Annotated in this window: 14 protein-coding genes; 7 read left to right on the forward strand and 7 right to left on the reverse strand. The window is 63.4% G+C overall.

From position 1 onward, the window contains the following. The first annotated feature begins 3 nt into the window (after positions 1-3). Positions 4-1740 carry a bifunctional protein-serine/threonine kinase/phosphatase gene (locus tag GXN78_RS38950; RefSeq protein ID WP_106561179.1) on the forward strand — a complete coding sequence of 579 codons (1737 nt, stop codon included), beginning with the start codon at positions 4-6 and terminating at the stop codon, positions 1738-1740. A 149-nt stretch (positions 1741-1889) separates the two neighbouring features. Here the strand turns inward: GXN78_RS38950 and GXN78_RS38955 are convergent, their stop codons facing one another. The 6 genes from GXN78_RS38955 to GXN78_RS38980 form a co-directional block, all read right to left on the reverse strand. Continuing rightward, complete coding sequence (locus tag GXN78_RS38955) at positions 1890-3626, reverse strand: IS1634 family transposase (RefSeq protein WP_106561502.1); 1737 nt, start codon at positions 3624-3626, stop codon at positions 1890-1892. Positions 3627-3775: 149 nt separating this feature from the next. Next, positions 3776-4177: a hypothetical protein gene (locus GXN78_RS38960; RefSeq protein ID WP_164256332.1), complete on the reverse strand. Its 402-nt coding sequence runs from the start codon at positions 4175-4177 to the stop codon at positions 3776-3778. Positions 4178-4371: 194 nt separating this feature from the next. Beyond that, positions 4372-5454 carry an alpha/beta fold hydrolase gene (locus tag GXN78_RS38965; RefSeq protein ID WP_106557926.1) on the reverse strand — a complete coding sequence of 361 codons (1083 nt, stop codon included), beginning with the start codon at positions 5452-5454 and terminating at the stop codon, positions 4372-4374. A 2-nt stretch (positions 5455-5456) separates the two neighbouring features. Further along, positions 5457-6245 (reverse strand): carboxymuconolactone decarboxylase family protein, encoded by a 789-nt coding sequence (locus tag GXN78_RS38970; RefSeq protein WP_106557927.1) that lies wholly within the window; start codon positions 6243-6245, stop codon positions 5457-5459. 221 nt (positions 6246-6466) lie between these two features. Next, complete coding sequence (locus GXN78_RS38975; protein WP_106557928.1) at positions 6467-7360, reverse strand: LysR family transcriptional regulator; 894 nt, start codon at positions 7358-7360, stop codon at positions 6467-6469. Between the two features lie 13 nt (positions 7361-7373). After that, a complete protein-coding gene (locus GXN78_RS38980; RefSeq protein WP_106557929.1) occupies positions 7374-8291 on the reverse strand; it encodes a LysR family transcriptional regulator in 918 nt (305 codons plus the stop codon). Positions 8292-8550: 259 nt separating this feature from the next. Here GXN78_RS38980 and GXN78_RS38985 point away from each other — a divergent pair, with 259 nt between their 5' ends. The 6 genes from GXN78_RS38985 (at position 8551) to GXN78_RS39010 (ending at position 13404) form a co-directional block, all read left to right on the forward strand. Further along, the gene (locus GXN78_RS38985; protein WP_239143082.1) at positions 8551-9180 is read left to right on the forward strand and encodes a flavodoxin; all 630 of its coding nucleotides are present in this window, start codon (positions 8551-8553) and stop codon (positions 9178-9180) included. 82 nt (positions 9181-9262) lie between these two features. Then, the gene (locus GXN78_RS38990) at positions 9263-10114 is read left to right on the forward strand and encodes an aldo/keto reductase (protein ID WP_106557930.1); all 852 of its coding nucleotides are present in this window, start codon (positions 9263-9265) and stop codon (positions 10112-10114) included. Between the two features lie 131 nt (positions 10115-10245). Further along, positions 10246-10671, forward strand: coding sequence for a cytochrome P460 family protein (locus GXN78_RS38995; RefSeq protein ID WP_239143154.1), 426 nt, complete (start codon positions 10246-10248; stop codon positions 10669-10671). Between the two features lie 143 nt (positions 10672-10814). Beyond that, positions 10815-11411: a DUF4405 domain-containing protein gene (locus GXN78_RS39000; RefSeq protein WP_343231043.1), complete on the forward strand. Its 597-nt coding sequence runs from the start codon at positions 10815-10817 to the stop codon at positions 11409-11411. A 139-nt stretch (positions 11412-11550) separates the two neighbouring features. Next, positions 11551-12021: a cupin domain-containing protein gene (locus GXN78_RS39005; protein WP_106557933.1), complete on the forward strand. Its 471-nt coding sequence runs from the start codon at positions 11551-11553 to the stop codon at positions 12019-12021. Between the two features lie 69 nt (positions 12022-12090). Further along, positions 12091-13404 (forward strand): adenylate/guanylate cyclase domain-containing protein, encoded by a 1314-nt coding sequence (locus GXN78_RS39010; protein ID WP_106557934.1) that lies wholly within the window; start codon positions 12091-12093, stop codon positions 13402-13404. 495 nt (positions 13405-13899) lie between these two features. Here GXN78_RS39010 and GXN78_RS39015 read toward each other — a convergent pair whose 3' ends face one another. Continuing rightward, positions 13900-14427 carry a transposase gene (locus tag GXN78_RS39015; RefSeq protein WP_239143083.1) on the reverse strand — a complete coding sequence of 176 codons (528 nt, stop codon included), beginning with the start codon at positions 14425-14427 and terminating at the stop codon, positions 13900-13902. Positions 14428-14486: the final 59 nt, after the last annotated feature.

Consider the following 14486-nt stretch of genomic DNA (forward strand, 5'->3'; position numbering starts at 1 on the left):
GGCTTGCAGAAAACGCTGCGCGTGACGCTCGGCCAGCACTCGCTGGCCGGGCCCCGTTCGGTCAACCAGGACTTCCACGGTGCCATGCTGCCGGGGGGATCGCTGCGAATCTCGAAGGGCATCGCGGTGGCGCTGGCCGACGGCATCGGCTCCAGCCGCGTCAGCCAGGTGGCGAGCGCGGCGGCGGTGCGCGGCTTTCTCGACGACTACTACGCGACCTCCGATGCGTGGTCGGTGCGCCGCTCCGCCCAGCGGGTACTGAGCGCCACCAATTCCTGGCTGCACGCGCAGACCATGCGCAGCAACGCGCGGTTCGACAAGGACAGCGGCTACGTCTGCACCTTCAGCGCCTTGATCCTCAAGGGTCGCGACCTGCACCTGCTGCATGTGGGCGATACGCGCATCCATCGCCTGCACGCGCATGCGCTGGAACAACTCACCGAAGACCACCGCGTCCATGTGTCGTCGGTGGAGTCGTACCTGGGGCGAGCGCTGGGCGCGGCCCCCCACGTCGAAATTGACTACCGCTCCTGGCAAGCGGAAGTCGGCGAGGTCTACATGCTGGCCACCGACGGCGCCTACGCGCACCTCGACGCGCCGGCGGTGCATCATGCGCTCGCGCAGTGCGGTGACGACCTCGACGAAGCGGCGCGCTTGCTGGTGGCGGCGGCCCGCGCGAAGGGCGGCGATGACGATTGCACGGTGCAGCTGCTGCGCATCGACGAGCTGCCGCCGGCCGACGCGGCGCAGCTGCAGACGCAGCGGGAGGGCTTGGCGATCGCGCCCCCGCTCGCGCCGCGGGCGAGGTTCGAGGGCTTCATCCTGGTGCGCGAGCTCCATGTGAGCTCGCGCAGCCACGTGCACCTCGCCGTGGACGAGGCGACCGGGCAGCAGGTGGTGCTGAAGCTGCCGTCGGTCGATCTGCGCGACGATCCGGACTACCTCGACCGTTTCGTTCTCGAGGAGTGGGTGGCTCGGCGGATCGACAGCATCCATGTGCTCAAGGCCAGCGCGATCGAACGGCAGCGCAGGCACCTGTACGTGGCCATGGAGTACGTCGACGGCCAGACGCTGGCGCAATGGATGATTGACCACCCTCGGCCCACGCTGGACAGCGTGCGAGGCATCGTCGAGCAGCTGGCCAAGGGGCTGCAGGCGCTGCACGGCAAGGAAATGCTGCATCAGGACGTCCGGCCCGAGAACGTGATGATCGATCGCAGCGGCACCGTCAAGATCATCGACCTGGCGACGGCCCATGTGGCGGGCCTGGCTGAAACCGCGCGCGAGCACCGAGCGCTCGCCATCGAAGGGACCCTGCAGTACACAGCGCCCGAGTACTTCGTCGGGCGTGGCGGCAGCGCGCGCTCGGATCTGTACTCGCTGGCAGTCATCGCCTACCGAATGCTCTCGTCGCAGTTGCCTTACGGCCTGCAGGTCACGCGGGTGCGGAACAGCATCGAGGTGAACCGGTTGCGCTACGTGCCAGTGCGCCACTTTCGGCCCGATCTGCCCGAGTGGGTCGACGCAGTGCTGCAGAAGGCGCTGCACCCCGACCCGGTGAAGAGACAACAGGCGGTATCCGAGTTGGCGTACGACCTGCGATCGCCGGGGCAGGAGTTCCTGCGCCTTCGGCGGTCACCTTTGATCGAGCGCAACCCGGTCCGCTTCTGGCAGTGCACGACCGTGGTGCTCGGGATGGCGGTGGTCGTGCTGCTGGGGCTGTGCATCGCGGCGCACTGAGTCCGCCGCAAGCCGCGGCGAGCGCTCGCGACCAGGTCGTGCTCGCGCGATCTTGCTCCCGCCTCCTAGTCCGAGATTCCCCCAAGCGCGAAGCGCGTTTGCCTTTGCACGACAAGGACTTGGCGTGAGGTCGGGGTTCCGACTTCTGTCTACAGGCGGATCTGCTGGATGAGGTCGAGCGCGCGCTGCTGCTTGGCGTTGGGCGTGGTGAGGACCTCGAAGGTCGGCGCCTCGGGGCCGGCCTGTGGGGCTCGGCAGGTATTGCGCGCGATGGTGGCGAGCTCGGCCATCAGGGTGGAGAAGCTGTGCACGGGCGTGCCGTCGTCCAGGGTGTGGCGGGCTGCCTTGGCCAGCGCCGCCTTGGAACGCGTGGCCGGCGCCACCGGGTCACGCGTGGCCTTGGCGCGCCGGTCGGTGTCGGCGAACATCAGCGGCGCCCAAGCCTCGCGCATGTGCCACTCGACGTAGTAGGCCAGCATGCACAGGAAGATGTGAGCCCGTACCCGATCGGCGGTGCGGTGGTGGATCGGGCGCACCTTTAGGTCGATCGTCTTGAGCGAGCGGAACGCGCGCTCGACGTTGGCGAGCGCCTTGTAGTTGCGCACGCAGTCGGCCGAGTCCATCTGTGTGGGCGGCACCGACGTACGGATGATGTAAATGCCGTCCAGCGCCGCCTCGGCGGCAATGGCGTCTGTCTTGCGCGCGAAGGTAAAGGCGGTGTCGCCGATGGCCAACTCGAAGTGCTTGGCCATCTTGTACTGGTTGATCACCTTGCCCACGCGCAAGCCGATCTCATCCTTCCCGGCGAGCTTGCCCGCGTCCACGCGGGCCTTGATCTTCTCGAGGTTGGCCTCGGTGGCCGCCAGTAACTCCTCGCGCTTGTGCGTGCGCAGCTTGGCAAGCTCCGGATTGCGGCATGCCACCAGGCGCTCGCCCGGATAGTCCGGCGAGCTCAGCTCGAGCAGATTGCGCTCGTCGAACAGGTCCAGTTGCAGCTGCCCTTGCTCGACCAGCGCGCGGATCGAGACGCTCTTCAGCGCCGTGATCCAGGCGATGCCGTCGCTCTCGCGCATCTCGTCAATGGCCTTGTTCGAGATCATTCCGCGGTCGCCCACCATCACCAGCTGCTCGATGCCGAAGTCCTCGCGCAGCCGCTTGACCTCGGGCATCAAGGTCTGGCTGTCGGCGACGTTGCCCTCGTGCACCGACACGGCCAGCGGGCAGCCGCGCGCATCGGTGAGCAGGCCGTAGTTGACCTGCAGCAGGCCCTTCTTGCCATCGCGGCTGTAGCCAAGCTTGGCCAGCGGACAGCAACTGCCCTCGAAGTAGCTGGAGGACAGGTCGTACAGCACCAGGCCACCGGGGCTCAGATGGCGCGAGGCGAGCTTCTTCTGGATGCGATCCTGGCGCTCGAGCAGCCAGTCCATCGCCGCATACAGATCATCCTCATCGGCGTCGGCGACACCGAAGTCCTCGGCCAGTGTCGTGGTGTGCCACCAGCGCGTGGTGGCGAGCTTCGTGTGCGGGGCGACGATGCGCGCGGCCACCATGGCCAGCACCAGCGCACGCTCGGCGCAGGGCTTGGAGGCCAGCAGCGAGGCCATCTCCAGGCTGGCCATCGCGGCGCCTGCTGCCTGCACATGGCCGTGGGGACGCGAGCGCGTGATCTGGAACGCCGAGGACACGGGCACGAAGGTCTCGCCCTGCAGCGAGCGCCGGATGATCTCGATGAGCTCATCGGGCAGGTGCGACAGGTTGCCCAGGGTCTCGTTCTTGACCTTGCCGTCCTCGCGGTAGCTGCGGCGCAGCAGATGGGTGCGATAGACCTGGTCCTTGTAGGTGCGCGTCGTAGTGACGACATGAGCGGTACCGGTTCGGGCTGCCATGGAAACAACTCTAGTCACATATCATCAAACTTCAAGTCAATTTAGTGACTACATGTATCATCCAAAAAAATCCTCCAGAGAGGAGGATTCATCAGCAGCGACAAGCACTTGCCGTAGTTGGAGTAACTACAGAGGGCGGGAACTTCGGCCTAGTAAGCCCATGGTCGCTTGGCGCTATCGCGAGTCCGAAAGCGCTCGATCGCCGCGCGCTTGGAGAGCGTCAGTTCGATCTCGTCCTGGCCGAGCAACAGCATCTGCCGAAGCGCTTCGGGTGCCTCGAAGCTGAAAGTCTCGCCGCTCGGAGACTTCACGATCTTGGCTTCGACGTCCACCGTGACGAAGCCCGTTCCCTTCGTAGAGCCGACGTCATCTGCAATCCGCTGGACAATGTCGGCTGGCAACTCCACCGGCACGATGCCGTTGCGATAGCAGTTGTTGTAGAAGGTGCCGCCGTACGACGGTGCGATCAGTGCCCTGAAGCCGAACTCCCGCAGCGCCTTGGGCGCCCGTTCGCGCGAAGACCCGCAGCCGAAGTTGCGGCCGGCCAGCAATATCGGATGTTGACCTTGCCCGGCTCGTTCTTCGTGATCGCGCCCTCGTAGGTCAAGGTAAACGGATTTTTCTGTAGTCCGCAGCCAAAGCCTCGCCGTCCGAGACTCCGACCTGTCCAGCGACCGGATCGACTGTTGTCATCGACCTCCGGTAAGTTCTTCCAGATGAGAGCGCTCCTTCGGATGTTGATCCGTCAGTCCAGCTTTTTCTCGGCCAGAAACTTGGAAACCAAATCGGCGATCTGGACGTTGTTCAGGTCCGACATCGGGAAGTGCGTGTTGCCCTTGATGCCAATCTCGGGCAAATGCACCACCGTCACGTCGCCGCCATGACGGTTGACTGTGTCGCGCCACAGGCGGGCCATTTGCAGCCGGGCACGCCAGCTGTCCTGGGCTGGGAAATCCATGGCCTGCTTGGGGATGTTGTCGCCGTAGAGGACCAGGATCGGAATGCGCGTGAGCGCCGTGAACTGTGGCCCAGGCGTTGCCACCGCTTGCACGGTGTCGAACGCACTCGGGATGGGGGCCGGCACTTCGCCCTGCGGGAAGATGAAACTGCTGCCCGGCTCGAAAGCGACGATGGCCTTCACCTTGCCGTTCTTGATGGCGGTCAACCAACCCGGACCGCCACCTTGCGAATGGGTGAACAGGATGCCAGGTCCGATCCTGTCGAATACCGCCGAGACCCCGTCGGCAACGACGTTCATATCGAACGGTCCGGTGTTCGGCGTCATGGCCCGGAAGAACTGGTCGAGCGTCTCCGGGCTGCGGTCGAACTGCACACCTTCAAAATAGCTCGGCCACAGTCCGACGCGGAACTGGTTGAACCAGAGCTGCTCGTCCGGGGTCGGCTTGAGGCTCGCCTCGACCATGCTGCGCCCCGCGTTGCCACGGCGCGGTTGATCGATCAGGTACACGCCGAACCGGCGGCGCAGGAAGATGGTCTGGAAGCCTTCGCGCCCATCGGCCGTGGTTTCCCAGGTCTTGGAGAACTGGCCCGCGCCGTGCCACATGACGATGGGTAGCTTCCGGGCTTCAGCCGGGATTTGGTAGAAGGCGTAGGCGTGGTCGCCATGGTAGGTCTGCCCGGCGGGCTCCAGTGGCTTGCGCGGATCGAAGGTTCCCGGCGCGGTCGCCATCTTGCCGCCGGCGGCAAAGCTGCCTTGCTCCTCAATCAGCAGCGGGCCGGTGGAACTACTGGAGCCACTGGGACGGGTTGCGCAGGCGGCGAGCAAAGCCATCATGGCGATGGTCAGCAGGGTCTTGGTGGCTCTCATGCTCAGCCTCCCGATCCGGCAGCCAGCGCCTGTGTCAGCGCTGCGCTTGCGCGCTTGGCGGCCTGCTCATCTCCACGCTCGGTCAGTACCTGGGTCAGTTGGCGCAATTGCGCAGCGCTCAAGCCTACCCGCATGCTGGCACGCATGTGCGAGCGCAACTGCGCCTCCACGCCAGGTGTCGCGGCCAGCGCTCCGACGGTGGCCAGTTCGCGGCTTTGCCAGTCGAGGTTGTCGCGCTCGAAGATGTCGCCGAACAAATGGGCCTGCAGGAACTGGTTGATGACGGGCGCGAAGTCGAACACCGGGCCCTTGACCGGCGCGCCGGAGATCTTGGTCTGGTTGGCCGTGCCTGCCGCGAGCAAGGCCTCGCCGGTGGGATTGGCGCGGCTGGGTTCTCGTCCAGGCGCATCCTGGATGCCGCGCTGCTTGCGAGCCTCCACCACCTTCATCAGCTCGCCCAGCGCGTTGAGGCTTTTCGGAAAGCCGACGTAGGCGTAAAGCTGCACCAGTATTTCCTTGGCCTCGCTGACGGTCAGGCCCGCGTCCAACCCTTGGTTCAAGGCGGCGGCGAGCTTGGGCATGTCGCTCGTGGCCATGAAGGACGCGATCAGCGGAATGGCCTGCTGTTTGGCAGACAGCGTGTCGGATGCGGATGGTGTGTTGGTCACGGCTTGCGGTGCCACGGTGTCCTGAGCGGCGTGGCTGGGCGCAGGTGCCAGTCCCAGGGTCAGGGCCAACGCGGCGGCCAGCACACTGGCCTCGAGATACTTGTCGGGCGTTCTATTGGTCATTGGTCACTTGCTCCATCCATTGCGCACCCTTGCGAGCGCACACACGTAAGCCACGGCCAGGTGGCATGTTGTTGATGAGAGCAAAGAGGAGTCCGATGACGGTTTGTCTTTGCCCTTCCTTTTTGGAAGATGAAATCGTAGGGAATGCGGCCCTTTTGAGTAAGCCCATAATTCAGCATGCACTACTGAGCTCAACTCATAAGTGCAGCAAGCGTTTGCAACTACTCTCGATGTCGCAACGCCTCGACAATGACGGCCAAAGCACGGGAGGATTGTCGTCGGCTCGGATAGTAGAGGTGGTAGCCCGGATAGGGTGCGCACCAGTCGTCGAGCACCCGGACCAAGCGCTTGGCGGCGATGTGCTCCAGCACCATGTCCTCGGGAACGAAGGCCAACCCATAACTGGCCAGGGCTGCCCGCACGATAGGTGAACTGCTGTTGAACACCCATCGCCCCGTGACCTGGAACTTGATCTCTTGCCCATCCTTGGCAAAGTCCCACGGCAGCAGCCCGCCATGGGTCGGGAGGCGAAGGTTGATGCAGTCATGCTGAACCAGATCACCAGGCGTCCTGGGCTTTGCGCGTTTGGCAAAGTACGTCGGCGATCCGACGACGGCGATGCGCAGATCCGGACTGATGCGCACGGCGATCATGTCCTTGGCCACCTGGTTGCCAAGGCGGACGCCTGCGTCATAGCGCTGAGCCACAATGTCCGACAACGTGTAGTCGACAGTGACCTCGACGTTGATGTCGGGATACGCATGCAGCACCTTGGACAGCTTGGGCCACAGGACGCTATTGGCCGCGTGCTCGGCCGACGTAATGCGGATCGTCCCTACAGGTTTGTCGCGCAGTTCCTTCACGGCGGCCAACTCGGCATCGATGTCTTCAAACCGCGGTGCCACACTGTTGAACAGACGCTCGCCCGCCTCGGTAGGGGAAATGCTGCGAGTGGTGCGCGTCAGCAGCCGGACACCCAGCCGCGTTTCCAGTCCCCGAATGGAATGGCTCAGCGCGGAAGGCGACACCCCGACGAGCGCGGCCGCCCGGGTGAAGCTTCCTTCGCGCACGACATGGACGAAGGCGAGGACGTCGTTGAAGGTCTCTATAGCCATGCGTGCACCAGTTTCATTCGTGATTGCGGTTTGTCCCTTTTTCCGGATAGCGCAGCGCTTCGATCAGCACGGTCATGGCGCGAGTCAGCTGCCGGCGACTCGGGTAGTAGAGGTGGTATCCGGGGAACGTCGGGCACCAGTCTTCGAGGACCTGTTTGAGCAGTCCCTTGGCGATGCAAGGCCGTGCCACCTCGTGCGGCACGTACCCGAAGCCGAAACCAGCCAGCGCTGCATTGAGGATTGGTCTCGTGCCGTTGAAGACGAGTTGTCCCTCGACACGCACGTTGACTTTCTGCCTGCCCTTCTTGAGTTCCCAGGCATAGAGATCTCCGTGGCTCATCAAGCGCAGATTGATGCACTCGTGATCGGCCAGATCCTGAGGCTTCATTGGAGCAGGGTGTTTCGCCAGATAGGTCGGTGAACCGACGATCGCAAAGCGCATGTCAGGGCTGATGCGAACGGCGGTCATGTCTCGCGCCACTTCGTCGCCTAGCCGAATGCCCATGTCGTATCGCTCCGCAACGATGTCGGTAAAGCGGGCCTGCGTTGTGACCTCGACCTTGATTTGAGGATGCTTTGGGAGCAGCTTGGCGAGCCTGGGCCAGAGTGCCATTTCTGCAGCATTTTCCGACGCCGTGATGCGGATGGTGCCGGCAGGCTTGTCACGCAGTTCTCCCACTGCCGCGAGCTCCGCCTCAATCTCCTCAAAGCGAGGGGCGACGTTCAGCAGCAATCGCTCCCCCGCCTCTGTTGGAGAAACGCTGCGCGTGGTGGGGGTCAGCAACCGGATCCCCATCTTGGCCTCGAGTGCACGGATCGTGTGGCTCAGCGCGGATTGAGACACGCCGAGTTGTGCTGCTGCGCGCGTGAAGCTTTGCTCGCGCGCTACGGCAATAAAGGCCAGCAGGTCGTTGTAGCTCTCTTTCGGCATTCATGAGCCCACTTCACAAGTATTTGCCGATTTTGCCATCTAGTCGCATCGAGGTGTGATCACTACATTGCTTGCTGAGCAGAAGTCATCCCGCAGCGGAACCAGCAAGGTCGCCGAGTCCTTCATTTTTTCGCACGGTCGTTCATTGCGGCGATGTATCAGACGATCCAGTCGGCCCTTGATCCCTTCTCCGCCAACCCGTTGCCATGCGCCCCGCGCCGACGAACGTACCGGCTCGGCGCCACAGGAGAAACCACATATGCAAAAGCGCAAACTTGGAAAGAGCAGTCTTGAGGTCTCCGCCCCCGGCGATCCAACGCGCCGGGCGGTGATGGCGGCGTTCGCGACGCTGCCCTTGAGCAGCGCAGAGGCGGCGTCCGGCCAAGGCGATGAAAAAGGGCGGCGAGTCGGGCCGCGGACGCTCGTGGCCTACTTTTCTCGGTCCGGGAACACACGCGTCGTCGCCGGCTTGATTCAGCGCGGCCGTGGCACCGATCTGTTCGAGATCCGGCCCGCAATTCCGTATCCCGAAGACTATCTGAAAACGGTTGAACAAGCCCGCAATGAGCGGGACAGCGGCTATGAGCCCGCCTTGGAGGCCAGGGTGTCCAACATGGCGGACTACGACACGGTGTTCCTGGGTTTTCCCATCTGGGGAGAGACCACGCCGCCGCCGATTCGCTCGTTCCTGTCCGCCCACGACCTGTCCGGCAGGACCCTGATCCCGTTCGTCACCCACGGCGGCTACGGGCTTGGCAACAGCCAGTCGGTCTTCGCCCGCCAGGCCCCGAAGGCGCGATTGCTCGATGGTTTCGTCATGGAGATGGATCAGGAGCGGCGAACGATGGAGCGCGTGACGAGCTGGCTGAACGGTGTCCCCCGCACGTGAGAGGCTTGCACGTGTTCACCGTCATTTGCAGCAGACCAGTTCAGTTCTTCCAAACCCTTGCGTCCACACGCAGGAGCCCACTATGCAACAAGTCACTTTGAACAACGGCGTCGTGATGCCGATCCTCGGCTACGGCGTTTTCCAGATTCCCGACGCGCAGGAATGCGAGCGCTGCGTTGCCGAGGCCATTGGTACCGGCTACCGGCTGATCGACACGGCAGCTTCCTACCTCAACGAGGAAGCAGTGGGCAGGGGAATCAAGAATACCGGCGTGCCGCGTACCGACCTTTTCGTGACCACGAAGTTGTGGGTGCAAGACACCGGTTACGAGCGTACTCGGCAGGCCATCGAGAAATCACTGCGCCGTCTGCAACTGGACTACGTCGATCTGTACCTGATCCACCAGCCCTTCAGCGACGTGCATGGCTCATGGCGCGCGATGGAGGATGCCCTGAAGGCGGGCAAGGTGCGCGCGATCGGCGTCAGCAACTTCCATCCCGACAGGCTGATGGACATCATGGCCTTCAATGACGTCGTTCCGGCCGTCAACCAGATCGAGGTCAATCCATTCCAGCAGCAAGAGGAAAGCGTGGCCTTCATGCGCGACAACGGCGTGCAGGCCGAGGCCTGGGCACCCTTCGCCGAGGGCCGCAACAACCTCTTCCAGAACGAAGTGCTGGTGGACATCGGCCGCAAGCACGGCCGATCGGTCGGCCAGATCGTGCTGCGTTGGGTGGTTCAGCGCGGCATCGTGACCCTCGCCAAGTCGGTGCGCAAGGAGCGGATGGCGGAGAACCTGCGGGTCTTCGACTTCGTGCTGGACGAGTCAGACATGGCACGCATCGCGCTCCTCGAAACTGGCGAAAGCAGCTTCTTCTCGCATCGAGACCCAACCATGGTCAAGTGGATGAGCGAGCGTCAGCTCGACATTTGATCGGCTTGCCTCAAACGATGGGAAGAGGGGAATTCATCCTCTGACTCAGAACGAAAACACCCATGAATCCACCCAAGAAAAAGATCGCTCGTCTGAGCGCACAGATCACACTGGCCGCCTGCGCAGCTTTCATGCTTGCCTGGCAGGCACACGCGGAAGCCAACCGGGTCACGTTTCCCAAGCTCGAAGATCTGGTGCACTACACCACGGTCCGGCGCGGCAACGTGACCGAGCACATCTCGACCACGCGCGAGGCCATCGAGGCGATCCAGAAGGGGCAGCCCGTGCCGAACGGCACGCATTTCGTGCTGGCGGACCATCGGGACGAGAAGATCTACCGCTACTTTGTCATGGAGAAAGGTCCAGGCTGGGGCGCGGATTTCGAGGAGCGCCGCCGCACCGGTGATTGGCAGTTCCAGTGGTACTGGCCCGATCGGAAGATCAACCTGCAGGAGAACACCGCACGCTGCATGTCCTGCCATTCATCGCAGAAGGACCGGGACTACCTGTTCACGGCTCGGCGCCTGCCGGAGTTTCGTGGCAAGCCCGTCGAGTAGCCGCTACGACAGACAGGAGCCATGCCTTGAACCCCATTTTCCTGCTGCGGCTGGTGCTTGACTGCATCGCTGCCGGGCTGCTGCTGTTTGCCTTCGCCTACTTCTGGCAAGGCAACGCTGCGCATGAACTGGCCGGCATCGGCATGTTCCTGCTGCTCGTCGTTCACAACGTATTCCATCGACGGTGGTTCGCCGGGCTCTCGAAGGGTCCGCGCGAACGGCGCGGAAAGTTCAACATTTCCCTGACTTTCGTGCTCCTGGCCGGAATGCTGGCGCTTCTGGGCACCAGCCTCGTGATATCCGAAACGCTGCTTGCCGGCCTGCGGCTGGACAACGATTTCACGGCGCGGCAAATCCATGCCGGCATCGCCTACTGGCTGTTGGTCGTCGCGGCCATCCACCTTGGATTGCGCTGGCCGTTGCTCATGGCGGTCACTCGCACGCTGTTCGGCATCGTGGAGGCGAACGCTGCCCGGACGGCCGTGCTGCGCTCAATCGCCATCGCCATCGCGGGCCAGGGCGTGTGCAGTGTGCTCGCTTTGAACTTGCGCTCCAGGCTCTTGTTCCAGATGTCGCTGGACTGGTGGAATTTCGAGGAATCGGTCGCGAGTTTCTTTGGTCACTGCATGGCCGTCATGGGCCTGTGCATGTTTCTCACCTACTACACGATGCGATGGCTGCAGCGCCGCGAACGCATGGCTGCAGCGTCAAATGTGGCAGCAAGAGGGATGGGCAGATGATGAGCGCCACATCGAGAGTTATCGCCTCGGCGGCAGATGGCAACACCCAGAAGCAGGCGCATCCTCAACCGAATCTCAAGTCGGTTCAGAGAGCTGACGACCACAACTGGCCTTCCCTGAAACCGCAGAAAGGATCAATATGAAGCTATCCACGCCCGCCGCCATTGCCCTGTCTCTTGGGCTGTCTACCGCTTGCGCCGCAGAGCCGACGCCGATCAAAGTCACGCGGATCGGTGCCCAGCCCTCCAGCGCTGGGAGTGAACAGAACTTCAGCGGCTCGGTCCGGGTGGACTCCCGCTTCCAAGCGACCGCCCCCGCGCGCGTGGGTGGCGGCATCGTGACCTTCGAGCCTGGTGCGCACACAGCCTGGCATACGCATCCGCTGGGGCAGACCCTCATCGTCATGTCAGGGGTGGGGCGGGTACAGAAGTGGGGCGATGCCGTGCAGGAGATTTACCCTGGCGACGTCGTCTGGATTCCGCCGGGCGTCAAGCACTGGCATGGCGCCAGTCCCACTGTGGGCATGAGCCACGTTGCGATCTCCGAGTCCCTGGATGGAAAATCGGTGGAGTGGTTGGAAAAGGTCGGCAAGGAACAGTACGGGCAGTGACGCCTCGCGGCCCAATAGATCTCAACGTGGCATGAACCCTGAGGGCGTGGCACTTGTTGCGCGCATCGCATGGCATTTGACACCGATGCAGCGTTGGCCAAAGCCGAACAGGCGGGGCTGAAGCTTGCGATCAAGGGCCGCCTTGGCGCAGCCATGCCGTTTCTGGTTTTCTATTCGGCAATCGGCGACTACCCGGCAATCCTCCTTGGCTTGGGTGCGCTTGCCCTCTTCATGGGGCTCGGGGTGCTGCACTTCTGGCTCATCGCGACAGGGCGCGAATCAAGATGGCACCGGTTCGTCTTCGTTGCCGTCGACGTCAGCATTTTCTGCGCCATCGCGATCTTCGCGCCCCTCAGCACCTTGGGCGATTTGCCGCAGATCTTTGTTTTCCGGATTTACACCATCGCCTACCTGATGGTCTTCCTCGCCGTGTCCACCCTGTCCTTGTCTCCCACGCTGGTGCTATGGACGGGGTTTTGCCAGGTTGTGGGGGTGTGGATCGCATTCGGGTGGATTGTGAGCGGCATGGACAGGACCGTCACCTGGGGAGATGTGCCCACCCACCCTCGGCAAGGGGACGTTCTCGCCGTGTTCTTCGACCCGGATTTCATCGGCACGGGCAACCGCGTCGTGGAGAGCCTTTGCCTCCTGGTTTCAACCAGCATTCTTGCGCTGGCGGTCAGCCGGGCGCGCAATCTTGTCCGGACCGAGGCGCGGGCCCAAGCGGCACGTGAGAATCTGGCGCGCTACGTGTCGCCAAATCTCGTCGAGCGCTTGGCCGCCGCGGCGGAACCCTTTGGCGCCGTTCGGCGGCAGCAGGCAGCCATTCTGTTCGTCGATGTCGTGGGCTTCACTCGGTTCGCGGAACAGAACGACCCTGAAACCGTGATCGCGTTTCTACGCGAGTTCCACAGCCGCATGGCGCAGGCGGTCTTCGACCATGAAGGTACCCTGGACGACTACATCGGCGACGAGGTGATGGCCGTATTCGGTACGCCTGAGCCACGCGCCGATGACGCAGCCCGAGCGCTCGCCTGCGCGCATGCGATGCGCCGTGTCATTGCCTCCTGGAATGTGGAGCGGGCCTCCCGGGGGATGCCGTCGGTCCGGGTGGGAATCGGCATGCACGTCGGAACCGTTGTGGCGGGCAGCACGGGTAGCACGGACCGCTTGAAATTCGCTGTGGTCGGAGACGCGGTGAACGTGGCCAGCAGGCTGCAGGCAGCAACGCGCGATCTCAGGTGTGACTTGGTGGTCAGTCAAGCCGCGATGCATGCTGCAAAAGCAGATCTGTTGGCCGCCACCTTGCGCGACGTCAGCCTGCGCGGCCATAGTGCCGTAGCGGTGGTGCTGTTCGGCGGTCAGGATTTGCCCAGCGCTTGAGCTTGTCATGTCATGGCCATCGTCCGACCTGCTGGGCGCCGGCCTGGTTGGTCTTGGAGTGTGCGAGCGTGCAGAGATAGGAGCGTGCGCCATCCCCGCCAACGCGCTGAAGGTTCTTGAGTGTGGCCCCGCCCACCTCCGTGAAAAAAAGCAAATGTGTCACCGCTTCTATGAGGACGGTTTTGTCAAGGCATGATGATCATGGCGGGACCTGTTCGTAGCATCCGATCGAAGTACCGACGGGGTGCGACATCCATCGTGATCCGAGGTCAGGGACTGTTGGAGGTCCGAGTCGGTACTCGAACAAGCTTCTATCCGTGCAGGACATTGGAGTCCGACACCACATGCAGCATGCGCGCCAGAGGCGCTGGCAATCCCTGCTTACCGACGCGCCCCTTCTTTGAGGACGGTCGCCCTGTGGCGACCCGCGGTGACAACGGGCGCGTCGACCTGTGATCATGATGTTGGCATTCTGTACTGTGTGACTCTGGTTGCTCAGGCGTGAGCTACTGCGGGTTTCAGGTGCGCGCCCGCCGGGATCTCGCCGTCCTGCAAGTAGCGCCACAGTGCGATGACCAGGCGCCGCGCCAGGGCTACGATCCCCACACGGCGCATGCGCTTGCCCGCGCCGGCGAAGCGCCGGTTGAACCACTGCGTGAGTGCGCTGCCGGGCTGTAGGCGGAGCCAGCTCCAAGCCAACTCCACCAGCAAGCCTCGCACTCGCCTGTTGCCGGCCTTGCTGATGCCCTGCTCGATATCGCTGTCACCGCTGGCATACGGCGTGGGCACCAAGCCCAGGCTGCCTGCGAGTTCGCGCCGGTTGGCGAAGTGCCGCCAGCCGAACACTTCCTTCACCAACACCCAGGCACCCTTGGGCCCGATCGCACGCAGGCGAGCGAGGTGCGCGACCAGCGGCTGCTTGCCCTCGGCCAGTTCCTTGCAGCGCGCAGCTTCGACCGCTCTGACTTGCTCCTTGACCAGCTTCAGGCGAGCCCCCTCTCGCTCGATTTCCGCGCGCAACATCGGCGGCACCTGATTACGATGGCGCTCCCACCACACTGTCCAGTCGCGTCCGCCGATGA

The organism is Variovorax sp. WS11, assembly GCF_010499245.1.
Lineage (GTDB): Bacteria > Pseudomonadota > Gammaproteobacteria > Burkholderiales > Burkholderiaceae_C > Variovorax.

Coding starts and splice junctions, on each gene's coding strand:
- GXN78_RS38970 (WP_106557927.1), bottom strand. CDS start 6,245: ATGACCAATAGAACGCCCGACAAGTATCTCGAGGCCAGTGTGCTGGCC.
- GXN78_RS38975 (WP_106557928.1), bottom strand. CDS start 7,360: ATGGCTATAGAGACCTTCAACGACGTCCTCGCCTTCGTCCATGTCGTG.
- GXN78_RS38995 (WP_239143154.1), top strand. CDS start 10,246: ATGCTTGCCTGGCAGGCACACGCGGAAGCCAACCGGGTCACGTTTCCC.
- GXN78_RS38955 (WP_106561502.1), bottom strand. CDS start 3,626: ATGGCAGCCCGAACCGGTACCGCTCATGTCGTCACTACGACGCGCACC.
- GXN78_RS39015 (WP_239143083.1), bottom strand. CDS start 14,427: ATGTTGCGCGCGGAAATCGAGCGAGAGGGGGCTCGCCTGAAGCTGGTC.
- GXN78_RS38980 (WP_106557929.1), bottom strand. CDS start 8,291: ATGCCGAAAGAGAGCTACAACGACCTGCTGGCCTTTATTGCCGTAGCG.
- GXN78_RS38985 (WP_239143082.1), top strand. CDS start 8,551: ATGCAAAAGCGCAAACTTGGAAAGAGCAGTCTTGAGGTCTCCGCCCCC.
- GXN78_RS38990 (WP_106557930.1), top strand. CDS start 9,263: ATGCAACAAGTCACTTTGAACAACGGCGTCGTGATGCCGATCCTCGGC.
- GXN78_RS39010 (WP_106557934.1), top strand. CDS start 12,091: ATGGCATTTGACACCGATGCAGCGTTGGCCAAAGCCGAACAGGCGGGG.
- GXN78_RS39000 (WP_343231043.1), top strand. CDS start 10,815: ATGTTCCTGCTGCTCGTCGTTCACAACGTATTCCATCGACGGTGGTTC.
- GXN78_RS38965 (WP_106557926.1), bottom strand. CDS start 5,454: ATGAGAGCCACCAAGACCCTGCTGACCATCGCCATGATGGCTTTGCTC.
- GXN78_RS39005 (WP_106557933.1), top strand. CDS start 11,551: ATGAAGCTATCCACGCCCGCCGCCATTGCCCTGTCTCTTGGGCTGTCT.